General features: G+C 51.6%; 17 protein-coding genes. 8 read left to right on the top strand and 9 right to left on the bottom strand.

The window, feature by feature from the left end; translation table 11 throughout:
- Positions 1–5: 5 nt before the first annotated feature.
- Both rcsD and rcsB read left to right on the top strand, forming a co-directional pair.
- Complete coding sequence (gene rcsD / locus SAQUA_RS08880; protein ID WP_380672702.1) at positions 6–2,705, top strand: phosphotransferase RcsD; 2,700 nt, start codon at positions 6–8, stop codon at positions 2,703–2,705.
- Positions 2,698–3,348 (top strand): response regulator transcription factor RcsB, encoded by a 651-nt coding sequence (gene rcsB / locus SAQUA_RS08875; protein ID WP_380672700.1) that lies wholly within the window; start codon positions 2,698–2,700, stop codon positions 3,346–3,348. Before rcsD ends, rcsB begins: the two co-directional genes overlap by 8 nt.
- 45 nt (positions 3,349–3,393) lie before the next feature.
- Here rcsB and rcsC read toward each other — a convergent pair whose 3' ends face one another.
- The gene (rcsC, locus tag SAQUA_RS08870) at positions 3,394–6,264 is read right to left on the bottom strand and encodes a two-component system sensor histidine kinase RcsC (protein WP_380672698.1); all 2,871 of its coding nucleotides are present in this window, start codon (positions 6,262–6,264) and stop codon (positions 3,394–3,396) included.
- Between the two features lie 224 nt (positions 6,265–6,488).
- Entirely contained in the window at positions 6,489–9,137 is a 2,649-nt protein-coding gene (gene gyrA / locus SAQUA_RS08865; protein ID WP_380672696.1) for a DNA topoisomerase (ATP-hydrolyzing) subunit A, read from the bottom strand.
- Between the two features lie 225 nt (positions 9,138–9,362).
- Here gyrA and ubiG point away from each other — a divergent pair, with 225 nt between their 5' ends.
- The 4 genes from ubiG (at position 9,363) to yfaE (ending at position 14,254) form a co-directional block, all read left to right on the top strand.
- A complete protein-coding gene (gene ubiG, locus SAQUA_RS08860) occupies positions 9,363–10,088 on the top strand; it encodes a bifunctional 2-polyprenyl-6-hydroxyphenol methylase/3-demethylubiquinol 3-O-methyltransferase UbiG (RefSeq protein WP_380672694.1) in 726 nt (241 codons plus the stop codon).
- Positions 10,089–10,504: 416 nt separating this feature from the next.
- Positions 10,505–12,793, top strand: coding sequence for a class 1a ribonucleoside-diphosphate reductase subunit alpha (nrdA, locus tag SAQUA_RS08855; RefSeq protein ID WP_380672691.1), 2,289 nt, complete (start codon positions 10,505–10,507; stop codon positions 12,791–12,793).
- A gap of 69 nt (positions 12,794–12,862) precedes the next feature.
- Entirely contained in the window at positions 12,863–13,993 is a 1,131-nt protein-coding gene (gene nrdB / locus SAQUA_RS08850) for a class Ia ribonucleoside-diphosphate reductase subunit beta (RefSeq protein WP_380672689.1), read from the top strand.
- Positions 13,994–14,254, top strand: a complete 261-nt coding sequence (yfaE, locus tag SAQUA_RS08845) for a class I ribonucleotide reductase maintenance protein YfaE (protein WP_380672687.1) — start codon at positions 13,994–13,996, stop codon at positions 14,252–14,254.
- A gap of 30 nt (positions 14,255–14,284) precedes the next feature.
- Here the strand turns inward: yfaE and SAQUA_RS08840 are convergent, their stop codons facing one another.
- The gene (locus tag SAQUA_RS08840) at positions 14,285–15,481 is read right to left on the bottom strand and encodes a nicotinamide mononucleotide deamidase-related protein YfaY (protein WP_380672685.1); all 1,197 of its coding nucleotides are present in this window, start codon (positions 15,479–15,481) and stop codon (positions 14,285–14,287) included.
- Between the two features lie 244 nt (positions 15,482–15,725).
- Here SAQUA_RS08840 and tyrP point away from each other — a divergent pair, with 244 nt between their 5' ends.
- Positions 15,726–16,934, top strand: a complete 1,209-nt coding sequence (gene tyrP / locus SAQUA_RS08835) for a tyrosine transporter TyrP (protein ID WP_380672683.1) — start codon at positions 15,726–15,728, stop codon at positions 16,932–16,934.
- 36 nt (positions 16,935–16,970) lie between these two features.
- On the opposite strand, the gene SAQUA_RS08830 is transcribed toward tyrP, so the two are convergent.
- Positions 16,971–17,513, bottom strand: coding sequence for a YfaZ family outer membrane protein (locus SAQUA_RS08830; RefSeq protein ID WP_380672681.1), 543 nt, complete (start codon positions 17,511–17,513; stop codon positions 16,971–16,973).
- Positions 17,514–17,819: 306 nt separating this feature from the next.
- Here SAQUA_RS08830 and SAQUA_RS08825 point away from each other — a divergent pair, with 306 nt between their 5' ends.
- On the top strand, positions 17,820–19,256 hold the full coding sequence (locus tag SAQUA_RS08825) for a catalase (protein ID WP_380672679.1): 1,437 nt from the start codon (positions 17,820–17,822) through the stop codon (positions 19,254–19,256).
- Positions 19,257–19,305: 49 nt separating this feature from the next.
- On the opposite strand, the gene menE is transcribed toward SAQUA_RS08825, so the two are convergent.
- From menE to menD, 5 genes are read right to left on the bottom strand one after another with little or no spacing between them, the layout of a single operon-like run.
- Positions 19,306–20,688 (bottom strand): o-succinylbenzoate--CoA ligase, encoded by a 1,383-nt coding sequence (menE, locus tag SAQUA_RS08820; RefSeq protein WP_380672677.1) that lies wholly within the window; start codon positions 20,686–20,688, stop codon positions 19,306–19,308.
- Positions 20,676–21,659 (bottom strand): o-succinylbenzoate synthase, encoded by a 984-nt coding sequence (gene menC, locus SAQUA_RS08815; RefSeq protein ID WP_380672675.1) that lies wholly within the window; start codon positions 21,657–21,659, stop codon positions 20,676–20,678. The genes menE and menC overlap by 13 nt, the downstream gene beginning before the upstream one ends.
- Entirely contained in the window at positions 21,659–22,516 is an 858-nt protein-coding gene (menB, locus tag SAQUA_RS08810; RefSeq protein WP_317692593.1) for a 1,4-dihydroxy-2-naphthoyl-CoA synthase, read from the bottom strand. The genes menC and menB overlap by 1 nt, the downstream gene beginning before the upstream one ends.
- Positions 22,500–23,288, bottom strand: coding sequence for a 2-succinyl-6-hydroxy-2,4-cyclohexadiene-1-carboxylate synthase (gene menH, locus SAQUA_RS08805; protein ID WP_380672672.1), 789 nt, complete (start codon positions 23,286–23,288; stop codon positions 22,500–22,502). The genes menB and menH overlap by 17 nt, the downstream gene beginning before the upstream one ends.
- The gene (gene menD, locus SAQUA_RS08800) at positions 23,288–24,961 is read right to left on the bottom strand and encodes a 2-succinyl-5-enolpyruvyl-6-hydroxy-3-cyclohexene-1-carboxylic-acid synthase (protein ID WP_380672670.1); all 1,674 of its coding nucleotides are present in this window, start codon (positions 24,959–24,961) and stop codon (positions 23,288–23,290) included. The genes menH and menD overlap by 1 nt, the downstream gene beginning before the upstream one ends.
- Positions 24,962–25,097: the final 136 nt, after the last annotated feature.

The following is a 25,097-nucleotide window of genomic DNA, read 5'->3' as shown; positions in this document are numbered from 1 at the left end:
ATGCCATGCCAAAAAATAAACAGCTAACCATTAACTCCAGCTACATCACCCGTAGCTTTTGGCTGTTTATTGTGCTTCTGGCGATTGCCATTGGTCTCTACGGTTATAATTATACCAACGCCTATCTGACAGAAAAAAAATACGCCGTTAATAACATTGCCACTGCTCTGCAAAAACGCATTGATAGCTATCGTTACCTTACCGAGCAGATCTACGACAAATTTGGCAATGAGACGTCCCCTCCCATCGACCCGGCGCTGCAAGAAACACGCCTGCGCCCAGATGTTTATTATGTTGAGCAGTTGGGAAGAAACGATGCCGTTATTTTTGGCAATCACGACAGTGCAACCTTGACCATGATTGCCAATATTTCGAACTTCCTCGATTCCCGCTGGGGAGCAAAAACTGAAAACTATTCGATGTATTACCTCAACGGGCAAGATAACAGCCTGAGCCTGGTTACCACCCAATCGCTCAAGGAATTGACCTCTCGTTTAAAAGAAAACTACCTCACCACATCGGCATCTGAACTACGCGCAGAAATGCTGCAACAGGCCAATATGCTGGATCAGCGTGAGAGCTTCTCTAACTTGCGTAAGCATCGCTTCCAGAATGCCTATTCGTTTTCTATCAGGACAACTTTTAACCAACCGGGGCATTTGGCCACGGTGATCGCCTTTGACCTGCCAATTAACGATGTCATTCCACTTAACATGGCAAACTCCAATTTCCTGCTCTTGCCCGATGAAAATGGATTTGACGGCGAGACATCAACCGAAACTGCCGCTCATACTGTAGTCGCAGTGAAAGGGAGTTGGGTTGAGTTCAGTGCCTCTTTGCTAAATGCCCCGCTGAAACTGGTTTATCGCGTTTCTGTCATCAATCTGGCGATAGATCTGCTGCGCAACAATCTCTGGCCGCTGCTGGTCAATATGTTGTTAATGGTACTCACGATGGTGGGAATATATTTTATCCGCCAGCGATACATTCGCCCAAGTGAAAATTTGGCTGCCAAGTTGGAAGAAGAACGAACCCTGAATCGCGAGATCGTCGCCAGCCTCCCTTGCGGCTTACTGGTCTATGATTTTGCCGGTAATAGCATCATTGCCAGCAACAAGATCGCCGAACATCTGATGCCACACCTCAGCCTGCAAAAAATAACTCACATGGCAGAACAGCATCATGGTGTGATTCAGGCAACGGTAAACAATGAAGTCTATGAAATCCGTCTCTTCCGCAGCCAGCGTTCGGCAGAAACCTACCTGTTTATATTGAGCGATCAAGACAAAGAAGTGATAGTGAACAAAAGGCTGCAACAGGCTCGCCGCGAATACGATAAAAACGTTCAGGCGAGGAAGTTGATGCTGCACAATCTCGGAACCGAACTCAACCAGCCGTTACACCAGATGCATAGCCTGATCGGCGCTTTGCATCTGCAAACGGATGAGGAGCAGCAAAAAGCGTTAATCAAGCAACTGCATATTGTCTCTGCATCGGTGTTGGACCTGATCGACAATATTACCCTGCTGACCCGGTTGGAGACACAGTCCTGGCAGCCCACGAACCAGCCTTTCACCCCCTCAGCGCTGATAGATGCATTGCTGCTGGAAATGCTGCCGGCAATACACCAGAAAGGGCTGACGTTGTTCAACCACTTCCAACTAGAGGTCGAACAACAATACATTGGTGACGCCAGTGCGTTAGGTAAAATAATGTCATTGCTGCTCCGTTATGCCATCACCACCACCGCCTTCGGCAAGATTTCACTGGTCGTTAAACCTGATGCTTCTCGGCAGGGGCATCTGATAATTCATATAAATGATACCGGTGCAGGCATGACCAATGAGGAAATTGGTAACCTAACTTACCCCTTCCTCAGCCAAACCCAGGCAGATCGCTTCAGCCACGGTTCTGGGCTGACCTTTTTCCTGTGCAATCAACTATGCAAGAAGCTTAATGGCCAGTTGCAGATCCATAGCAAAATTGACATCGGTACACGCTATACCCTGCGAGTAGCCATGGAGTTGCAAAAGAGAGAGGCGGAGAGTACGGAAAGATTGCTGGACGATGTTACCGCACTTCTGGAAATCACTTCGGAGGAAGTCCGCACCATTGTCACCAACCTGCTGGATGCCTACGGGGCAAGCTGTATTATTGCCGCCGACAACCAGAAAAACAGGGATTTTGATTTCCTGATCACCGACGATCCGCAGCAAACTAGTGACTACACTCTGCTGGTAACCAACGATGTCATTGGCTGGCAACAGTACAACCAACGCCATATTCAAGCAAACTACAACCTGCACAGCGCGATGGTCGACGCTATCCTGGCACTGATTGAACAGCGCATAACCGCACTCGATCAGGAGGAAAATAGCCTGCCAAACCTCGCAAATGACATCCAACTCTATGAAAAACAATTGCGATCAACTGATTACTATGGTTTGTTTATCGATACAGTACCAGACGATGTAAAAAAACTGTATACTGAGGCGAGCAGTGCTGATTTTACAGCGCTGTCTCAAACCGCGCACCGCCTTAAAGGGGTGTTCGCCATGTTAAATCTGCTCCCCGGCAAGCAACTGTGTGAATCGTTAGAACAGCACATCGCGGACGGCGATGCGTTTAAGATCGAGAATAACATCAGTCAGATTGATTTTTTCGTCACTAGACTGCTGCAGCAAGGTAGCCAACCACATGAATAACCTGAACGTAATTATTGCTGATGACCACCCTATCGTACTGTTTGGCATCCGGAAGTCACTCGAGCAAATTGAATGGGTGAATGTCGTTGGGGAGTTTGAAGATTCTACAACGCTGATCAACAATCTTTCCAAGCTGGACGCCAACGTACTGATCACCGATCTTTCGATGCCTGGCGACAAATATGGCGATGGTATTACGCTGATTAAGTATATCAAGCGCCACTATCCGCAATTATCAATTATCGTTCTTACTATGAACAACAACCCGGCCATTCTCAGCGCCGTGTTGGAACTGGACATTGATGGCATAGTATTAAAACAAGGTGCTCCTACCGACCTGCCTAAAGCCTTGTCTGCATTGCAAAAAGGTAAGAAGTTTACGCCTGAAAGCGTGTCAAAACTGCTGGAAAAAATCAGTGCCAGTGGTTATGGCGACAAGCGGCTTTCACCAAAAGAGAGTGAAGTGTTACGCCTGTTTGCTGAAGGTTTCCTGGTAACCGAAATTGCCAAAAAACTGAACCGCAGCATCAAAACCATCAGTAGCCAGAAAAAATCGGCAATGATGAAGTTAGGCGTTGATAACGATATTGCACTGCTTAATTACCTCTCCTCAGTCAGCATGATGCAGTTTGATAAAGACTAAGTCCGGCTGGTAAACAACAAAGGGCGCAAATGCGCCCTTTGTTGTTTATTGATCTTCTGAACTTACGCGATCCCGGCGTACCCGTTGGCTGTAGTAATCCATCGTTTGTACCAATGTTTCAAGCATTACCGGTTTCGATATACAGCTATCCATTCCTGCCTCAATACAGCGTTGCTTCTCCTCTGCCAGGGCATTGGCAGTCACCCCTATCACCGGGGCAGTAAATTGCTGTTGTCGCAAACATTGAGTAAGATGATAGCCATCCATGTTGGGCATATTGACGTCGGTAAGTACAATGTCCACGGTGTTGCGTTTCAGAACGCCTAATGCATCAACACCGTCAATAGCAGTAATAACCTGGTAACCTAATGACGTCAATTGATCGGATAATAACCTGCGATTAATCGGATGATCGTCCACAACCAGCAAGTGGATATCCTCATTTTTTGTGGTGTGGACTTTGGCGGGTAATGCCAATTGCACGGCGGCATTATCGTTATCGACATTCACACCAAACAGGCGATTAATCAGTCTGATTGCATCCCTTGGCGTAGAAGTGCTGTGCACCCAGTAACCCGGCAATGTTTCTAGTGACGGTCCTATGTGCCCGACAGAAAACTCAATCTGTGCCAACAACGGAGTTTCCACCTGGAAAGGATAATCACTCAGTAGCAAGTCATTCTCAGCCGTATCCTGCCCCTCATAACGTTGTACGCTGGCACCATAACCGCCAAGAATAACCATCAGATAACTCTCCAGCCTCTGGTTACGGATTTGCAGCCAAATATTTTTCCCCTGCCAGGTATCGCTGGCCTGTGGCGATGGAAACTGCGCTCCAAACAGGGGAATACGGATAGTAAACATGCTGCCAAGCCCGGGTTCTGATTCCACGGCAATATCGCCATCCATCAGATTTATCAGCCGCTCACAAATCGCCAGCCCTAAACCGGTCCCCTGGAAGTGACGTTGTACTCCACTGCCCACCTGGAAGAAGGGATCAAACAGGCGATTAATTTCTTTTTCCGGGATCCCAACGCCAGTATCACGAATGCTGAAGGCAAGGTAACTGTCACGTGTGTAAACCTGCAGAATAATGCAGCCGTTGTCGGTGAATTTGATGGCGTTATTGAGAAGATTGGAGAGAACCTGCTGTAAGCGGACAGGATCACCGTTGATCCGTTCTGGAACCCCCTGCTCAATGAAACAGTACAGGCCAAGACGCTTTTTCACCACCAATGGTAGGTAATTACCCGCAACATGAGTAATCACTTCCAGGCAGGAAAACTCAGTAGGCTCAATTTTCAACTGTTCGGATTCGATCTTGGAGAAATCCAGAATGTCGCTGATAATTTTCAGCAACAACCCCGACGAGTTGTTCATCGCATTGACCAGCCGATCTACTCCCTGCGGTAGTGCTTTGGTCTGCAACAGGTCTAGGTTACCAATAATACCGTACAAAGGCGTACGCAACTCATGGCTGACGGTAGCCAAGAACATCGATTTAGACTGGCTGGCCAACTCTGCTGCCGCCGCGATCTCCTGCAGTGACTCCTCCATCTTCACGCGCGAACTCACGTCCATCAGCACACAGATGGCCACATCTTCATTGCGATAACGGGAATGGACGAAGCTGATTTGTAGGTTATTGTTATTACTGGTCATCACATCGACAAAATTGACCTGCTGCTCGCAAATAATCCGAGTGATACGTTCGCGATCTTCGTTGGTCAACAGATTGATATAATTATGCGCCAGTTCATTACTCAGAATATTAGCGCCGTCGCTGATACGCAGGATACAAATGCCCACTGGCGCCGAAGCCACTATTTTGCGGTTGAACTGCTCATGTTCCTCCAGCCGGAATGCGTTCTCCTCAGCAGGCAGGAATATCCTACGTTCAAACAGCAATGCCAGACCGAACAATACTCCGGCCGATAGCAGGTTAAGTAATACCGCCTTGATGATCAGCCCTTTAAGGCGTTCCAGCATATTCCCCACAGGCAGCGAATACACGATGCTCAGGGGGGAAGGGGGTAATGCCTTCTTCATGATCAGATCGTGGTAACTATCAACATAACCAAAATAGGTGTGCCCCTGCGGATAGACATTAAGTGAGGATGCATAGCGATCGCCATTGGTCAGGCGTAATACCGGCTCGTTGTTTTCGTCGAGCAGCGTTGCCCCCACGGGCAAACTGCCTGAGGTAGCAAAATCTTCCATTCGAATAGTCTGTTCAATACCCAGAAGCGCTTCTAATTTGTTACCGACGTACAGTGGCGTCATCACGTACAAGTAGCCGACATCTGGCCGTTGTGCGCTTGGGCTGATCCAGTAAAGATTGCTGTCTTTCTCCGGGCTATTGGCATTTCGGTACTTGAGAATATTTTCGTGCAGCTGTTTCAGAATATTTTGCTGATCGATAATGTTATTACTACTGCCAAACTCGGTCATGCATAGACTGTCGCTGCCGATGAAAAACACGCGATTCAGATCATAAGCCGCAACAAAGTTTTCTCGCCAGTACTGTATGAGGTGGTTCAGGGAGTTTAGAGAGTCACGATAAGCAGAATTCGGTGTACAGTTGGATTCGGGATACAGCGGCAAAAACTCAGGTTGCTTATCCTGGTCACTAATCACCGCATTGAACATATCCAGGCTACCGGCCGCACCATTGAGGCGATTCTCGGCCATGTACTTGATATCACGGATGATATCGGCAGAGTGGCGAATATAGCCTTGCGCCTGATCAAAGTTAAGATTGTACTCCTGCCGGATATCTGACTCTTTCTCATGCAGGACGCTCAGGATATAGAAAGTCGTCAGCAGCGCTCCAAGCGACCAGAGCATGATCGCCAATACGCGAAACAGATAGCGGGAAATTTTTAACGTTGTACGGAAGGACGTTAGATATTTCAATCTGATACCATAATAGAACGATGTTCCCGTGAAGGTCCGCTAAATGATTGTATACCCTTCATACTTCAAGTTGCATGACAAAAACGCATTGCGTTTTTGTCATGCAACTCGAATTATTTTGGGTATAGTAATTAAACCATATAACCGAAAAAGGGCCTAGCATCGCTGCCAGGCCCTTGTCACTCAAGGCTCATCGTTCAAGCCTCGCCTATGAAAGTTTATCCTTAGGCGTTTTCGTCATCCATATCGGTTGCAGCATCGGTGTCATCACCATCGTCAAGTGGTGTGGTATCCTCTTCCGCTTCCTCTGTGCCCGGTTCAATGCTATCAAGTTCTTCATCTTCAACCGGTTCAGCAACACGCTGCAAGCCAACGACGTTTTCGTCTTCTGCAGTACGGATCAGTGTGACCCCTTGAGTATTACGACCCACCACGCTGACTTCCGCCACGCGGGTACGCACCAAAGTACCGGCATCGGTAATCATCATGATCTGATCGGTGGTTTCTACCTGAACGGCACCAACAACCCTCCCATTACGTTCGCTAACCTTGATGGAGATAACCCCTTGGGTAGCACGCGATTTGGTTGGATATTCGGTCACCGCAGTACGCTTACCGTAACCGTTTTGTGTCACGGTCAGGATATCGCCTTCACCACGTGGAATAATCAGCGATACAACGCAATCGCCCTCACCCAGATTGATACCGCGCACACCGGTGGCGGTACGGCCCATCGAGCGGACCTGGGCTTCAGGGAAGCGCACCACTTTACCATTGGAAGAGAACAGCATGACTTCGTTGCTACCGTCGGTAAGGTCAACACCGATCAGTTCGTCACCCTCGTTAAGATTAACGGCGATGATGCCCGCACTACGCGGACGGCTGAACTCGGTCAATGCCGTTTTCTTCACGGTACCACTGGCGGTGGCCATAAAGACGTGGCGACCTTCTTCATACTCACGTACCGGCAAAATAGCGGTGATACGCTCGTTAGGTTCCAACGGCAGCAGGTTGACAATTGGCCGCCCTCGGGCACCACGGCTGGCTTCAGGTAATTGGTATACTTTCATCCAGTACAGGCGTCCACGGCTGGAGAAGCACAGGATGGTATCGTGCGTGTTGGCAACCAGCAGGCGGTCAATAAAGTCTTCTTCTTTGATACGTGCAGCAGACTTGCCTTTCCCACCACGGCGTTGTGCCTCATAGTCGGTCAGAGGTTGATACTTAACGTAGCCTTGATGCGAAAGTGTGACCACAACATCTTCCTGGTTAATCAGGTCTTCGATGTTGATGTCTGAGGTATTGGCAGTGATTTCGGTGCGGCGCTGATCACCAAACTGATCGCGCATTGCGATCAGTTCTTCCCGGATCACTTCCATTAAACGATCCGGATTTTCCAGAATAAAGATCAGCTCAGCAATAGTGTTCAGCAGCTCTTTATATTCATCCAGCAGTTTCTCATGCTCCAGGCCCGTCAGTTTCTGCAAACGCAGATCCAGGATCGCCTGAGCCTGTTGCTCGGTCAGATAATATTTACCATCGCGGATACCATACTGCGCTTCCAACCACTCGGGCCGCGCAGCATCGTCACCGGCACGTTCCAGCATCGCACCAACGTTGCCCAGTTCCCAAGGTTGCGCAATCAACGCCAATTTGGCTTCAGCCGGGGTCGGCGCACGGCGGATCAGTTCGATTATCGGATCGATATTAGCCAGCGCAATGGCCAACGCTTCAAGAATATGGGCGCGGTCACGGGCTTTACGCAGTTCGAAAATGGTACGGCGGGTAACCACTTCACGGCGGTGGCGAACAAATGCACGCAGAATGTCTTTCAGGTTCAGCAACTTTGGCTGGCCCTGGTGCAATGCCACCATGTTGATACCAAACGTCACCTGTAGCTGGGTCAACGAGTACAGGTTATTCAGTACCACTTCACCTACAGCGTCACGTTTGACTTCGATAACGATGCGCATACCGTCTTTATCAGACTCGTCACGCAGTGCACTGATGCCTTCGACACGCTTCTCTTTCACCAGCTCAGCGATTTTCTCGATCAGGCGTGCTTTGTTCACCTGATACGGAATTTCATGAACGATGATGGTTTCACGGCCAGTTTTAGCGTCAGCTTCCACTTCTGCGCGGGCGCGGATATAAACTTTGCCACGGCCAGTACGATAGGCTTCTTCAATACCGCGACGGCCATTGATGATCGCTGCAGTAGGGAAGTCCGGTCCAGGAATGTGTTCCATCAGCCCTTCGATGCTGATGTCTTCATCATCGATATAGGCCAGACAGCCGTTGATAACCTCTGTCAGGTTATGGGGTGGAATGTTGGTTGCCATGCCTACAGCGATACCCGATGAGCCGTTTACCAGCAGGTTCGGGATCTTGGTAGGCATAACGGCAGGGATCTGCTCGGTACCATCATAGTTTGGCACGAAGTCGACGGTTTCTTTTTCCAAATCCGCCAATAGTTCGTGGGCAATTTTCGACATGCGCACTTCGGTATAACGCATTGCCGCTGCCGAATCGCCGTCAACTGAACCAAAGTTACCCTGGCCATCAACCAACATATAGCGCAGCGAAAACGGTTGGGCCATACGGACGATAGTATCGTATACCGCGCTGTCACCATGCGGGTGGTATTTACCGATAACGTCCCCGACCACACGAGCCGATTTCTTGTAGGGTTTGTTCCAGTCATTACCCAGTACATTCATCGCGAACAGAACGCGACGATGCACCGGCTTCAGTCCATCACGAACATCTGGCAGCGCACGCCCGACAATAACGGACATCGCATAATCCAGATACGAGCGTTTCAACTCTTCTTCGATATTTACCGGTGTGATTTCTCTGGCAAGGTCGCTCATGGAGCTGCTATCCCTCATACTGAATGATTCATCTGCCCTGGCATAGTGCCAAAGGGGTAAAACTATACCACAAAGCACGCTTTACGTGGAAACAACCGCCGTTTTTTCGCTTATGCTTAATAGTGACTGTGTCAGCGGTAAATGCGCCTGCGTCGACAGCGCTGCGCTAACCCTGCCGGAACATGTATAATCCGCGCAATTGAGAACCAGGAGCCAACACCGTCTATGAATGCTGAATCGTCCCGCAATGCGCAAAACGTTGATCGCCAGGAAATCGCCAAATTTGAAGCCGTCGCCTCGCGCTGGTGGGATCTGGAAGGCGAGTTCAAACCATTGCATCGCATCAATCCGCTGCGCCTGAATTATATCATGCAACGTGCAGGCGGTATTTTTGACAAACAAGTGCTCGACGTCGGTTGCGGCGGCGGCATTCTTGCGGAAAGCATGGCGCGGGAAGGTGCCAAGGTTACCGGGCTGGACATGGGGACAGAACCGCTGCAGGTTGCACGCCTGCACGCGCTCGAAAGCGGTATGGATGTGGCTTACGTTCAGGAAACGGTGGAAAGCCACGCGCAGGCTCACCCCCAGCATTACGACATTGTCACCTGTATGGAGATGCTCGAACATGTTCCCGATCCGGCTTCAGTAGTCCGCGCCTGTGCGCATCTGGTGAAACCCGGCGGGCACGTTTTTTTCTCCACGATTAATCGTAATACTAAAGCCTGGTTGATGGCGGTGATCGGCGCAGAGTATATCCTCAAGATGGTGCCAAAGGGCACGCATGACCATAAGAAGTTTATCCGCCCTTCTGAACTGATTGGCTGGGTTGATAGCACCGCGTTACGTGAAAAGCACATGATTGGCCTGCATTACAACCCACTGACAGACCATTTCAAGCTCGGCGGTAATGTGGATGTGAACTATATGGTTCATACCCAGCACGAAGGTTAAAATTTCCGCACCGGGGTACCCCGGTGCACTTAGGTGACTAAGAAAATTACCCATTTTGCCAGTTTCGATCAAAAAAAGCGGTTTAGACCACTTTTAAGAATATTAACGTCGATCAATATGCCGTTTTTTTCTAACGTTTAATAAAGCGGCAAACGATCGTGATTTTCTAGAATTCATTAAAATCTTATCCCGCTTATTGACAACCTTGTCGTGCCAGTCACAGCGCGCACTTGCCTTAGGCTGCCAAATTTCACCCCCAAGTTATCCACAAAACAGACCGGTTTTGTTCACTTGCAAACCCGCTAATTTATCACTATCTTGTTACCTCACCGACATACACCCCCTATATATAGTGTTTACATACTAAGCAGAGCGGCTACACTTTCTGCTTAGGGGAATCACACGGACAGCTAAAAATGAACCAAAGCCTACTTGTAACTAAACGCGATGGCAGCAAAGAGCGCATCAACCTCGATAAAATCCACCGTGTCATCGACTGGGCCGCCGAGGGTTTACACAACGTCTCGGTATCTCAAGTAGAGTTGCGTTCACATATTCAGTTTTATGACGGCATAAAAACCGCCGATATCCATGAAACCATCATTAAAGCTGCCGCCGATCTGATCTCCCGTGACGCACCGGATTATCAGTACCTTGCCGCCCGCCTTGCCATCTTCCACCTGCGGAAGAAGGCCTACGGTCAGTTTGAGCCACCCAAGCTATACGACCACGTAGCGCGCATGGTTGACATGGGCAAATACGATAAGCATCTGCTGGAAGACTACACGGTTGAAGAGTTCGAGCAGATGGGTTCCTTTATCGATCACTGGCGTGATATGAATTTTTCCTATGCTGCCGTTAAGCAGTTGGAAGGGAAATATCTGGTGCAAAACCGCGTGAGTGGTGAGATTTACGAAAGTGCGCAGTTTTTGTATATCCTGGTCGCGGCCTGTCTGTTCTCCGGCTACCCGCGTGAAACCCGCCTGGATTACGTAAAACGTTTCTATGACGCGATATCCACCTTTAAAATTTCTTTACCTACACCAATCATGGCTGGCGTGCGTACCCCTACCCGCCAATTCAGTTCATGCGTGCTGATCGAGTGTGGTGACAGCCTGGATTCCATCAACGCCACTTCCAGCGCCATCGTGAAATACGTTTCACAGCGCGCCGGGATCGGTATCAATGCTGGCCGTATCCGCGCATTAGGTAGCCCGATTCGTGGCGGTGAAGCTTTCCATACCGGGTGTATCCCGTTCTATAAACATTTCCAGACTGCGGTAAAATCCTGTTCTCAGGGCGGTGTTCGTGGCGGTGCAGCAACGCTGTTCTACCCAATGTGGCATCTGGAAGTGGAAAGCCTACTGGTACTGAAAAACAACCGTGGCGTTGAAGGTAACCGTGTGCGCCACATGGACTATGGCGTGCAGATTAACCGCCTGATGTACCAGCGCCTGATCAAAAACGAAGAGATCACGCTGTTCAGCCCGTCTGACGTTCCTGGTCTTTACGACGCGTTCTTCGCCGATCAAGATGAGTTCGAGCGTCTTTACACTCGTTACGAGAAAGATGACAGCATCCGTCAACAGCGGGTGAAAGCGGTAGAGTTGTTCTCACTAATGATGCAGGAGCGTGCTTCTACCGGGCGTATCTACATCCAGAACGTCGATCACTGCAACACTCACAGCCCGTTTGATCCGCGGGTCGCTCCGGTGCGTCAGTCAAACCTGTGCCTAGAGATCGCTCTGCCAACCAAACCATTGGATGATGTCAACGACGAAAACGGCGAAATCGCGATGTGTACGCTGTCCGCATTCAACCTGGGTGCTATCGACAGCCTGGACGATCTGGAAGAGCTGGCAACGTTGGCGGTGCGCTCACTCGACGCTCTGCTGGACTATCAGGACTATCCGATCAAAGCCGCTCATCGTGGTGCCATGGGCCGCCGCACATTGGGTATTGGCGTGATCAACTATGCCTACTATCTGGCGAAAAACGGCGTACGTTATTCCGATGGCAGCGCCAACAACCTGACTCACAGAACCTTCGAAGCCATTCAGTATTATCTGCTGAAAGCATCGAACCGTCTGGCTCAGGAGCGAGGCGCTTGCCCGTGGTTCAACGAGACCACCTATTCGCAAGGCATTCTGCCAATAGATACCTATAAGAAAGATTTGGATGTGATCTGCAGCGAACCTTTGCATTATGACTGGGAAACGCTGCGTAAAGAGATTAAAGAGACCGGTCTGCGCAACTCAACGCTGTCTGCGCTGATGCCGTCGGAAACCTCGTCACAGATCTCCAATGCCACCAACGGTATTGAGCCGCCACGCGGTCATATCAGTATCAAGGCGTCAAAAGACGGTATTTTACGCCAGGTCGTTCCTGAGTACGAACGTCTGAAAAATGATTATGAGTTGCTGTGGGAAATGCCGAACAACGACGGTTACCTGCATCTGGTGGGGTTGATGCAGAAGTTTGTCGATCAGTCTATCTCGGCCAATACCAACTACGACCCAACCCGTTTCCCTGGTGGTAAAGTGCCAATGAAACAGTTGCTAAAAGATCTGCTTACCACCTACAAGTGCGGTGTGAAGACGCTGTATTACCAGAATACCCGCGACGGCGCGGATGATATCCAGGAAGATTTGCAGCCTGTTCAAGGCAGTGATGACGACTGTGAAGGCGGCGCCTGTAAGATCTAACGTAAGACACAGCGGGCCAGAACTCTTCTGGCCCCTTTAATTCAGCACGGCATTAATGGATCCAAGCTTATGGCTTATACCACTTTCTCTCAAAATAAAAACGACCAGTTGCTTGAGCCAATGTTCTTCGGCCAGTCGGTCAACGTGGCGCGTTTCGATCAGCAAAAACACGAAATTTTTGAAAAACTGATCGAGAAACAGCTGTCATTTTTCTGGCGTCCAGAAGAAGTTGACGTTTCGCGTGACCGGATTGACTATCAGGCGCTGCCGGATCATGAAAAGCACATTTTCATCAGCAACCTGAAGTATCAGACGTTGCTAGACTCCATCCAAGGCCGTAGCCCTAACGTCGCGTTTCTGCCGCTGATCTCTATCCCGGAACTGGAAACCTGGGTGGAAACCTGGTCATTCTCTGAGACCATTCACTCCCGTTCCTACACGCATATTATTCGTAATATCGTTAACGATCCGGCGGTGGTGTTTGACGATATCGTCACCAACGAAGAGATCCTCAAACGTGCCAAAGACATTTCTGGCTACTATGACGATCTGATCGAGCTGACCAGCTACTATCACCTGCTTGGCGAAGGCACTCACCAGGTAAACGGTAAAAGCGTTACCGTTAATCTGCACGCAATCAAAAAGCAGCTGTATCTGTGCCTAATGAGCGTTAACGCGCTGGAAGCCATCCGTTTTTATGTCAGCTTCGCTTGCTCATTTGCTTTCGCTGAGCGTGAACTGATGGAAGGCAACGCCAAAATCATCAAGCTAATCGCCCGCGACGAAGCACTGCACCTGACCGGTACTCAGCATATTCTAAACCTGATGCGCTCAGGTGCCGATGACCCAGAGATGGCCGAGATTGCCGTGGAATGCCAGCAACAATGCTACGATCTGTTCGTATTAGCGGCGCAACAAGAGAAAGAGTGGGCCGAGTACCTGTTCCGCGACGGTTCCATGATCGGCCTGAATAAAGATATTCTGTGCCAATATGTCGAATACATTACCAATATCCGTATGCAGGCCGTTGGCCTGGCCTTGCCATTTAAGACGCGTTCCAACCCGATCCCATGGATTAACGCCTGGCTGGTTTCCGACAATGTGCAGGTGGCTCCACAGGAAGTGGAAGTCAGTTCCTATCTGGTTGGGCAGATTGACTCTGAAGTCAACGCTGACGACCTGAGTGATTTCGAGCTATAAGTGGCCGCATCAACCGTCACGCTGCGTACTAGCGGTACGCAGCTATGCTGCCCGGAAGGTGAAAGCTGCCTGCTCGACGTGCTTGAACTGCACGATGTACCAGTGGAGTACCAGTGCCGCTCCGGCTATTGTGGCGCTTGTCGGCTGAAGCTGGTGAAAGGCAAAGTCGCCTACCGGCAACAGCCGTTGGCGTTTATCAATGACGGGGAGATCCTGCCCTGTTGCTGCATGCCGTTGATGGATATAGAGATTGAAATCTAGGCGGGGTTTGTCCCCGCCACAAAGCATTGTTTACTCGATAATCTCGACAATTTCTAACCAGCTGTTTTTACCGCAGGCTTTTTCGCCATTCAACCAGCGGCGTAGCATGTCCAACGCCAACATCGCCACCGACTCCTGACGCAAACGCAGGCCGTGACGAGCCGCACGATAACTCACAGTCTGACCGATACCGCCTTGCGGGGTATGCAAGGCAACACTGACACGATCGCCCTCTAACGCGCTGACCGCCAATACTAGCTGTGCCCCTGTGAGCAGAGCCAGGGACTGCGCTCGCGCCAACAGCGTTTCCAACGTCTCAGAACAATGGGCCGGTAATAGTTCTCCACCCGCTAAAGGTGCCGCTTCGCTCTGCAACTGCAGATTGATTAATCCCGCGGTAAACTGCTCACTTAAAGCCAGTTTTAGCCCTTGCCGCTGCAATCGTTGCGCCAGTTCCGCCGGTAATCCTGCCGTACCTTCGAAAATGGTGTTATCACCAGCAACCTCTCGAACTTGCTTCCATGCCTGTTCCATAGCGGCTTGTTGCGTTGATGGGCCAGTCAACTTCAGCTCAATTATCGGGCTGGAAGAGCGATACCCAAGCACAACCCCCGGCGGAAGAGGCATACCGTCTAACTGAGCAGCCAAATCGCTTTCCGATGTACCAAATGTCGTCAAACGCAGGCACAACGGTGGTTCAGGCAAAGTAAAGCGCTGCCTCAGGCGTGGAATGATCTGCTCTTGCACCATCACTTTAAATTCAGAAGGGACTCCCGGCGTGAAGAACATCTGGCATTTATTCAGCGTTAAAGCAAAACCGCAGGCGGTACCGACACGATTATCGAGCATTTCGGCATTAGCGGGGATTTGCGCCTGCTTACGATTGGATGCTGCCATCGGGCGGCCACGCTCGGCAAAATACGCTTCCATACGAGCGATCCATTCAGGGATCTCAACCAACTCAACGCCGCATGCCTTGGCTGCCGCCAGAGCACTGAGATCGTCGCTGGTTGGCCCTAAGCCGCCATTAACGATCAGCACATCGGCGATATGGCTGCGTTCTTGCAAAATTTCAACCAGAGCAGAGAGGCTATCACCTACCGTTTCTCGTCCACTCATCGGTAACCCTTGCTGGAACAGATAATCTGCCAGCCAAGCCGCATTGGTATCTACAATTTGCCCATGTAGCACCTCATCTCCGGTACTGAGCATCTCCACTCTTAACATTGATCTCTCCCTCATTTTCAGTTCCCACCACTATAGAAGCCAGTAAATAACTTTTCACCCCTTACCTGGCAATATTCATTCTACGCAGCGTTTTTTACCCTCTTATTAGCATCACTTTTAGTGTAAATTTAAATTTACACCATCCGTAACCAGGCATTGACACAACAGGGGCAATAAACTATTCTGCCGCACTCAAAAATGTGTATTTAGCATTCACCAAAATTATCAATTAGCAGAGAAATACGTGAAGAATCGCACGCTGGGTAGTGTTTTTATTGTGGCAGGCACCACTATTGGTGCTGGGATGCTGGCTATGCCTCTGGCAGCTGCAGGAGTTGGTTTTGGCGTGACGCTGCTACTGCTCGTCGGGTTGTGGTTATTAATGTGCTATACCGCGCTGCTGCTGGTAGAGGTTTATCAGCATGACACCGCAGATACCGGTCTGGGAACATTAGCCAAACGTTATCTGGGAGGCGGTGGCCAGTGGCTCACCAGTTTCAGCATGATGTTCCTGATGTATGCACTAACGGCCGCGTATATCAGCGGTGCTGGCGAGCTCCTGGCAGCAAGCATTACCCAATGGACAGCACAGGAGTTCCCTACCTACCTCGGCGTACTGCTATTCACTCTGGTCGCCGGTAGCGTCGTTTGCATCGGCACCCACTCGGTCGATCTGTTTAACCGTATCCTGTTTAGCGCCAAGGTCATTTTTCTGATCGTGATGCTTGGCTTGATGATGCCCCACATCAATCAAACCAATCTGATGACGCTTCCCTTGGAGCAAGGGCTGGCAATTTCGGCTATCCCGGTCATTTTCACCTCTTTTGGCTTCCACGGTAGCGTGCCGAGCATCGTCAATTACATGGGTGGGAACGTTCGCAAGCTGCGTTTAATCTTTATTATTGGCAGCGCCATTCCCTTGGTTGCCTATATTTTCTGGCAATTAGCGACTCTCGGCAGCATCAGTTCCACTACTTTTGTTGGCATCCTGGCGCAGCAGGCTGGGCTAAATGGTCTATTGCAAGCCGTTCGCGATGTCGTCGCTTCACCACATGTCGAGTTGGCAGTGCATCTGTTTGCCGATCTGGCTCTGGCTACCTCTTTCCTGGGGGTTTCGCTTGGGTTGTTCGACTTTCTGGCCGATCTGTTTAAACGCCAGAATAATGTCAGCGGCCGACTGCAGACCGGTGCTATTACCTTTCTGCCGCCACTGGCATTTGCCCTGTTCTACCCGCGTGGTTTTGTGCTGGCACTTGGATTTGCAGCAATCGCACTCTCGGTTCTGGCTCTGCTGTTGCCTTCTCTACTGGCTTGGAAAACTCGCCGACAGTATCGGAGCAACTATCGAGTCTGGGGCGGCACACCTGCATTGGCGTTAGTGTTTGTTTGCGGAGTAGCAGTGATTGCGATTCAGATTGGTATCGCCAGCGGCCTGTTACCGGCGGTGGGATAAGCAAGATGGGGCCCGAACGCCCCACTGCAGAAAAGATTAGAAACTCAGGCCTACCGCAATGTGTGGGCCGTCAGCCACGGTGTTGTCACGGTGCCCGTCTTTGCCTTTAATCTTGATGTAGCGATAGCCCGCATCCACACTGAGTGGGCCGACAACGTTCCAGCGTACACCGCCATTGGCCTCGCTATAAGCCTTGACCCCACTGGTCAATGATTCAGGAGCTATATAGCCTTCGCCATAGAGGCTAAGATAGCGGTTAAGCGTCCATTTCAGACCGCCTCCCAGAGCCAATGCCCCACCACTCTTGCCATCTTGCGGACTGAGATAGAGCGCCTTCCCTCCCACGGTTGCCATCAAAGGCCCCAACGGCATGCTGTAAGCCAACCCCAGGCTGCCCACATTACCGTCGTGGTCGCTACGCAGCCAATTGCCACTGAGCCCTAAACCTGGCACGGGAGTCCCTAGCCCGAACCCCATATTCGTATAATGTTGCCCAACCTCGGCATTCACGCTAATGGCATTGGCAGACCCCGCCACAAACAGCAGGCCTGCAGCGCACGCGACTAAAACTTTATTCATTATTACGCCTTATCATTCTTCATCATCAGGGAGTTACCTGGAAATAGTGCAGCGACGAGTGTAACTGAATTGTGCCGACCATAAGAAACCCTTTGAAATCATTTTTTTCCAATTTTTTCAATGCGGTGTAAATCAATGGAAGTGAGTGCTCCCCATATCGCAACTATAACCCGCAGTTATTTGCTCATGGCGGAGAATAAGACTACAACTGGTAATTGCCTGGTAGCAGAGAGGTTTTAACTCGTTACGAAAAATGTACAGCACCCGATGCTATCAACTTCACTGCAGCTCAGTAAGGAGCAATTAATGAGCAAGAAAGGATTAACCACCGTGGCCGGCGCCCCCGTTGCTGATAACAATAATGTGATCACAGCAGGCAAGCGCGGCCCAATGTTGATGCAAGACGTCTGGTTTCTGGAAAAACTGGCCCACTTTGACCGAGAGGTGATCCCAGAGCGCCGCATGCATGCCAAAGGTTCTGGCGCATACGGTACCTTTAACGTAACCCACGATATAACCCAATACACCCGCGCAAAAATCTTCTCTGAAATTGGTAAACAAACCGAGATGTTCATTCGCTTTTCCACCGTTGCAGGCGAGCGCGGCGCAGCCGATGCCGAGCGTGACATCCGTGGTTTCGCGATGAAGTTTTATACCGAAGAAGGCAACTGGGATCTGGTTGGCAACAATACGCCGGTATTCTATCTGCGCGATCCGTTAAAATTCCCCGATCTTAACCACGTTGTGAAACGTGATCCCCATACCAACCTGCGCAATCCGGTCTATAAATGGGATTTCTTCTCTCATTCGCCAGAGGCGCTACACCAGTTGACCATCGATTTCAGCGATCGTGGCCTACCAAAATCCTACCGCCATATGCACGGTTTCGGCAGCCACACCTTCAGTTTTATCAATGCCAGCAACGAGCGTTTCTGGGTGAAGTTCCACTTCAACTGTGAGCAAGGCATCGAAAACCTGATGGATGATGAAGCAGAAGCGATTATCGCCAAAGACCGTGAAAGCTCGCAGCGCGATCTGTTTGATGCCATCAAAAATGGTCACTTCCCACGCTGGAAATTACAAATCCAGGTTATGCCAGAGCATGAAGCCTCACAAACTCCTTATAACCCGTTCGATCTGACCAAAATATGGCCGCATGCCGATTACCCGTTGATTGACGTGGGTTTCTTCGAGCTTAATCGTAACCCGGACAACTACTTCGCTGAAGTTGAGCAAGTGGCGATGAATCCGGCCAACGTAGTCCCTGGTGTGAGTTTCTCACCGGATAGAATGCTGCAGGGGCGTCTGTTCTCCTATGGGGATGCGCAGCGCTACCGTTTGGGTGTCAACCATCACCAGATCCCGGTCAACGGCGCAAAGTGCCCGTTCCATAACTACCATCGCGATGGTGCCATGCGTGTGGATGGCAATAGTGGCAATGGCGTAACCTACGAACCAAACAGTTTTGGCGTGTTCCAGGAACAACCCGATTTCAGCGAACCTCCATTAAGTATTGAAGGCGCAGCCGACCACTGGAATCATCGTGAAGATGATGATTACTACAGCCAGCCACGCGCGCTGTTTAATCTACTGAGCGCAGAGGAACACCAGCGCATGTTCACCCGTATCGCCGAGGAGCTATCGCAGGTACCCGAGCAGATCCAACGCCGTCAGGTTGAACTGTTCACCAAAGTACACCCCGACTACGGTGCTGGCGTCGCCAAGGCATTGGGACTGAAATAACCCTTTAGCCTAATACCTAGAGGCCGCCCAGTGGTGGCCTTTGTTGTTTTCATTCAGCTAACTGTTTGCTAGCCCATTGCTGCAGCCGACGACGCGATATTTTGATACTGCCATTTTTTAACTCGGAGGGTAACGTAAGTAGGGCAATTGGCCGCTGGAAATTTGCCAGCCTATCTTCTGCCCACGCCAGCAACGCCGCCAGTGTCAGTTCCCCTTCAGCCTCGATGACCGCAACTGCCCGCTGACCAAACTCAGGATCCTCTACGGGTACGATAAAGACCTGCGTTACCTGTGGGTGCGCCGCCAGAATGCGTTCAACATCCTCAGGCTGGACGCCTTCCCCACCGCAGAAGAACAGATTATCCAGGCGACCAATAATACGCAGTTCACCCTGCTCCATTGCCCCACGATCTCTGGTGTGGAACCAGCCCTCGGCATCGGCGATAGGCCTTAACTTGCCTCGATGCCAATACCCCAACGCCAGACTGTTGGAACGTATCCACACTTCTTGTTCCACCAGCCGTATTTCACGCCCAAGCAGTGGCAATCCAACCCCCGGTAATTCATCAGCCCGCTTGGCACATACCGTGGACGCTAGCTCCGTCATACCATAACCACACCAACAGCGGACCCCCATCGATTCGGCCTGTTGAGTCAGCGAAACCGGGATCATCGCACCGCCAAGCAACACTTCTTTCAGGGCGTGCTCTGTCATCGGCTCAGACAACAACCGCCACAATTGCGTAGGCACCAAAGAAGCATGGGTACATCCTGCCAATGCGTCAGCCAAAGACTGCATATCACGCACCACTATCGTTGCGCCCACCTTCAGCCAGCGCCAGATAATCCCTTGGCCAGAAACATGGAACAGCGGCAAGGAGAGCAGCCAACTGTCCTGCGGTTGAAAATCCATCAGGTGCAGCACTGCCTCGGCACTGGCAAGATGCCCGGCATAACTATGAGCTGCGGCTTTCGGTATTCCACTGGAACCGGAAGTCAATGTCAGTGTTGCCAGGCGGCTTGCGTCCCAAGGCTGGAAATGCAGTTTATGTTCCCCTTCTTCTGACGGGGACAGAACGAACACTGAAGAAGGTAACGCTGGCAGGCCGTCTGGACTGAAAGCAAAAGCGATATCCAGATCCAGCAACAATTTAACCAACAATGGCTCAGGCAGCTTGGGATTAAGCGGTAACAACCGCGCCCCACACTGCAGCAATGCCAGATAGGCCAATAACAGGGGGTAGCTGTTTTTACCACATAGCGCCACGCCGCTTCCGGGCAATACGCCCTGATGCTGAAACTCCGCCGCCAAAGCCTCTACCTGCTGTTGCAAAGCCAACCAACTGACGTGCTGCCTACCAAAGATAATTGCGGTCGCCTCGGGCCGCTGCGTAGCCCAATGCCGCCACGGCCAGTCATTCAATTGCGCCATAGGCACTCCAAAGCATCGATATCCAATAATGGCAGGTTGCTCTCCGGCCAGCGGCGTAGTAACTGCGCTTGCATCAGATTTAACGTATCCAACCCCGGCACCGTGTCTGGCGTCAACCAATGGGCAATACGTGCCAATTGCGTCAGCCCCAGGCTGGATTCAATGCTGGAGCTGATCACGGCCGATAAGCCAACCTGGTGGGCCTGATTGACCAGTTCGCGGCAACGTGCCAGGCTACCGACCAGCGTCGGTTTTATCACAATGGCCACAACGCCCGGTTCTGCCTGCACCACAAAATCCGCCTCACGCACGCTCTCATCCCAGGCGATAGCAATCCCGGTTGCCAGAGCAAAATCGCGCGACTCATCGCGAGTCTTGCAGGGCTCCTCCAGAAACGCAATGCGATCGCGCCAGGCCGGGTTGACGTATTTGGCAAAACCATCCGCCTTGGCACGCGTCCAACTGCGGTTGGCATCTAGCCGTAGTTTTAGCTCTGGCAACGCCTCCAGCAGCACATTGACGATCATGCCATCGCGCACCGCTTCGTACAGGCCAACCTTCACTTTGGCCACCTTCTCGCCCGGCAACGCGGCCAGCACGTCGAACAACTCGTCGGGATCGCCCGTGCACAAAGGGACCTTACGATAATCGGCTGACAGCGGTAGTTGCTCCTGTAGTTCAGCCAAGGCACAGCTGGTACCAAAGGCTACCGAAGGCCACTCACTGAAAGCAGGTTGCCCACCCGCAAGCCATGTCTGCAGCCACAGCAAGGTAGCCTGCTGTGCCTGTTCCAGAGTCTCTTGGCTGAACTCCGGTAAGGGTGCGATCTCCCCCCACCCTTGCTGTTCTCCTTGCTGCAGATGGATCAACAGGCCATCACGGGTTTTCAGCCGCTGATTGCGCAATACTATGCCCGCCTCCATCGGCAGACTGTAGCGATAGAGCGCCGCGTTACGGATTGGCGTTGTCATTACGGATTACGCTTGAATTTGCTGAAATCAGGCTGACGCTTCTCGTTGAAGGCGTTCCGCCCTTCTTGACCTTCATCGGTCATATAGAACAGCATGGTGGCGTTACCCGCCAACTCCTGTAACCCTGCCTGACCATCGCAGTCGGCATTGAGCGCCGCTTTCAGACAGCGCAATGCCATAGGGCTGTTCTGCAACATCTCGCGGCACCAGCGCACGGTCTCTTTTTCCAGATCGGCTAATGGCACCACCGTGTTAACCAACCCCATTTCCAGCGCAGCTGCTGCATCGTACTGGCGGCACAGGAACCAGATTTCACGCGCTTTCTTCTGACCAACGATGCGTGCCATATAGGAAGCGCCCCAGCCACCGTCAAAAGAACCGACTTTCGGCCCTGTCTGGCCAAAAATGGCGTTATCTGCCGCAATAGTCAGATCGCACATCATATGCAGCACGTGGCCACCACCGATGGAATACCCGGCCACCATTGCGACCACTGGTTTTGGGCAGGTGCGGATTTGGCGCTGAAAGTCGAGCACGTTTAGATGATGCACACCGCTGTCGTCACGATAGCCACCGTAGTCACCGCGCACTTTCTGATCGCCACCGGAACAGAATGCCTTATCCCCGGCACCGGTAAGAATGATGGTACCGATCCCATCGTCATAACGCGCGTTCGCCAGCGCTTCAATCATTTCCTTTACCGTATGCGGACGGAAGGCGTTACGCACCTGCGGGCGATTGATGGTAATTTTGGCAATACCGTCGCTGGACTTGTGGTACAGGATATCTTCGAAATCGCCAGAGCAATCTTGCCAATCGATGGCGGCATACAGTTGTTCTTCATTGGGATAAAGCATGTTCGGTTCCTTTATTTTCAAGAAATTCATGTAACGCGGCAGCAAAGTCCGCCGGGTTAGCCAAGTGCGCGTTATGACCGGCCTGTGGCACGGTGCACAATGGAAAACCGGCATCACGTGCCAACGCCTGAAATTTTTGGTCGTCCGCACCGCATAGCAGCAACATTGGTAACGCCAGCCGCTGTAATTGTGGCACCAGCCAAGGCTGTCGACCCAGTGAGGTAGCCTCGAGCATATCGGCAACCGCCGGGCCATGGTTATCGGCGCGCGCTGCAATCAACGCCTCGCGGTGTACCGTAGTGAGATCGGCAAATACCGGTTGTCGATACCAATCTGCCAAGACGTGCCTGATAGGTTCGGAACGGAAACGACGCGCCCAGCCAGCATCATGTTCACAACGCTGGAAGCGTAAGTCTTCGCTGTTCAACCCTGGATTCCCACCCTCGATCACAATGCCTTGCAGGCCCGAAGATTGAGTCTTGCAAGCATGATACATGGCAATACGACCACCCAGTGAATATCCCACCAGCCAGTAACGCTCAATGCCGTGTTGCTGCAGTACCGCCGTGATTTGCTGACTGACATCGGCGAAATCCCGGCAGGACTGAGAAGCCGAATCGCCGTGGCCGGGTAAATCGATGGCCAACGATGGCCACTGCTCACAGCGCGAGGCAATCACGCGCCACTCGTTGTTATTTCCTAACAGGCCATGCAGCCAAATCAGCCAGGGGCGATGGCTTTCGCCCTGTTGTAAAACGCGCGAGGCCAGCATCAGTTGGCCACCATGTTTTTTACCAGATGTTGCAAGGTTTCTGCACCATCGCTCGCTGGCACCTGCAACTCGATCAGCGTGGCACCGCTATGACGCCAGGCCTGTTGCAACGCCTGCTGCAATTGCTGCCAGTTTTCCGGGCAGGCATAACCAAGCTGGAACATGGCAGCGGCATGGCTGAAGGCCACATCCTGCGGCATACAGTAAAAACGCTGGCGCTCCGCTTCCGGCGTTGGCAATAGCGAGAAAATCTGCCCACCGTTGTTGTTCACGACGATCAGCACCGTTGGTGCGGAACATTGGCGTAGCAGGGCAAGTGAGTTCAGATCATACAATGCCGAAAGATCGCCCACCACAGCCAGCGTCGGTTTGGCAGTCGCCCGCTGGACACCGGCAGCGGTAGAAATTAATCCATCAATACCGCTGGCCCCACGATTGCTGAATACGGGGTAGCCCGCAGGTAACTGGGCCAACGCATCAATCAGCCGGACAATCAGGCTATTCCCGAGAAACAGTTGGCCGTTATCCGGCAACAGTTCCGGCAGGCGGTGAGCCAACTGCGCCTCGCCGAACCGGTTGAGCAAATACTCCGAAGTCACTTCAAGCGCATCTTTCGCCAATGAGTTCAAATCAGCAGCCCACGGTGAGCGCGGTTGCGCCGGATGCAAATCAAGCCACTCACCGACTTTAGCGCGAATACGACGGCCACGATGATGTGACGGGTCGAGGCGGCCAGGCAGGTCGTCGATCAGCCAGAACTCTTCGGGTCGGCAAAGCCCTTGCCATTGCAACAGGCGTTTACCCGTCAGGCTGCTGCCAAACTGCACCACTAACTGCGCATCTTCCAATAAATGACGCGCTTGCGGATGGGCAAGCCACAGATCGGCACAGGGTAACGGTTGGCCGGTTTGCGAAAGTACATCACCAATCAGCGGCCACCCGAGCATCTTCGCCCACTCAGCCAGCTTCACGCCCTCTTCAGTCCCCATTCGCCCAGCGATAACCACGCCGCGCTTTTGTCGCCAGTTAGACCAGTCAGGCTGTTTCAATACCTGATGGGGATCTTCTTCGCGCAACCAAGGATGCGAGTCTTGCCACCAATCCCCCAATGCCGCCGACCATTCCTCATACTGCAGTTCATCACCACCATACAGCGGTTCGGCAAACGGGCAGTTGACATGCAAAGCGCCCTGCGTGAGACGAGCCATAGCGCTATCAAGGGTGGATACCAGCCAGCGAGCCGGAATATCCGGGCTAGGTCGTGGCAGATCAATACTCAATGTCGGATGGCTTGAATAGAGGCCAGGTTGGCGAATAGCTTGATTAGCACCGCAATTAATCAACTCGGGGGGGCGATCGGCGGTCAAAAATATCAACCGCTCACCGGTAAGTCCTGCTTCAATAAGCGAAGGATAGAGATTGGCAGCCGCCGTTCCAGAGGTGACGATCACCGCCACAGGTTCACGGGAAGCCTTTGCCAAACCGAGTGCCAGATGGCCTAACCCGCGTTCGTCAAAGTGTGTGTGACAGACAAAATATCTGTTCGCAGCCGCGGCTAGCGTAAGAGGCGTTGAGCGCGATCCCGGAGCGATACAGACATGTCGCACTCCATGGCGAGCCAACGTTTCCAACAATAACGCTGCCCACCGACGATTGAAAATACTTGTCGACATAATTCGCTCACATATGAGTATACAGAGGTTACCTGCCGAGGAACGCACAAACGGCGAGATCGTACCTGAAGCCATAACTCTGAATTATATTAGTAATCATCTTCCCGGCTTTTGCGCTGGCGCAAAGACGCGGTAC

Origin of the sequence: Serratia aquatilis, assembly GCF_044865145.1 — a bacterium.
Lineage (GTDB): Bacteria > Pseudomonadota > Gammaproteobacteria > Enterobacterales > Enterobacteriaceae > Chania > Chania aquatilis.
The sequence above is the reverse complement of the archived record's forward strand: the minus strand, read 5'-3'. Positions and strand labels throughout refer to the sequence as shown.

What these genes read in the sequence shown, in the direction of transcription:
- SAQUA_RS08825 (WP_380672679.1), top strand. Translation starts at nt 17,820, where the DNA reads ATGAGCAAGAAAGGATTAACCACCGTGGCCGGCGCCCCCGTTGCTGAT.
- menE (WP_380672677.1), bottom strand. Translation starts at nt 20,688, where the DNA reads ATGGCGCAATTGAATGACTGGCCGTGGCGGCATTGGGCTACGCAGCGG.
- rcsB (WP_380672700.1), top strand. Translation starts at nt 2,698, where the DNA reads ATGAATAACCTGAACGTAATTATTGCTGATGACCACCCTATCGTACTG.
- nrdB (WP_380672689.1), top strand. Translation starts at nt 12,863, where the DNA reads ATGGCTTATACCACTTTCTCTCAAAATAAAAACGACCAGTTGCTTGAG.
- ubiG (WP_380672694.1), top strand. Translation starts at nt 9,363, where the DNA reads ATGAATGCTGAATCGTCCCGCAATGCGCAAAACGTTGATCGCCAGGAA.
- gyrA (WP_380672696.1), bottom strand. Translation starts at nt 9,137, where the DNA reads ATGAGCGACCTTGCCAGAGAAATCACACCGGTAAATATCGAAGAAGAG.
- menH (WP_380672672.1), bottom strand. Translation starts at nt 23,288, where the DNA reads ATGCTGGCCTCGCGCGTTTTACAACAGGGCGAAAGCCATCGCCCCTGG.
- menB (WP_317692593.1), bottom strand. Translation starts at nt 22,516, where the DNA reads ATGCTTTATCCCAATGAAGAACAACTGTATGCCGCCATCGATTGGCAA.
- menD (WP_380672670.1), bottom strand. Translation starts at nt 24,961, where the DNA reads ATGTCGACAAGTATTTTCAATCGTCGGTGGGCAGCGTTATTGTTGGAA.
- nrdA (WP_380672691.1), top strand. Translation starts at nt 10,505, where the DNA reads ATGAACCAAAGCCTACTTGTAACTAAACGCGATGGCAGCAAAGAGCGC.
- SAQUA_RS08830 (WP_380672681.1), bottom strand. Translation starts at nt 17,513, where the DNA reads ATGAATAAAGTTTTAGTCGCGTGCGCTGCAGGCCTGCTGTTTGTGGCG.
- SAQUA_RS08840 (WP_380672685.1), bottom strand. Translation starts at nt 15,481, where the DNA reads ATGTTAAGAGTGGAGATGCTCAGTACCGGAGATGAGGTGCTACATGGG.
- menC (WP_380672675.1), bottom strand. Translation starts at nt 21,659, where the DNA reads ATGACAACGCCAATCCGTAACGCGGCGCTCTATCGCTACAGTCTGCCG.
- rcsD (WP_380672702.1), top strand. Translation starts at nt 6, where the DNA reads ATGCCAAAAAATAAACAGCTAACCATTAACTCCAGCTACATCACCCGT.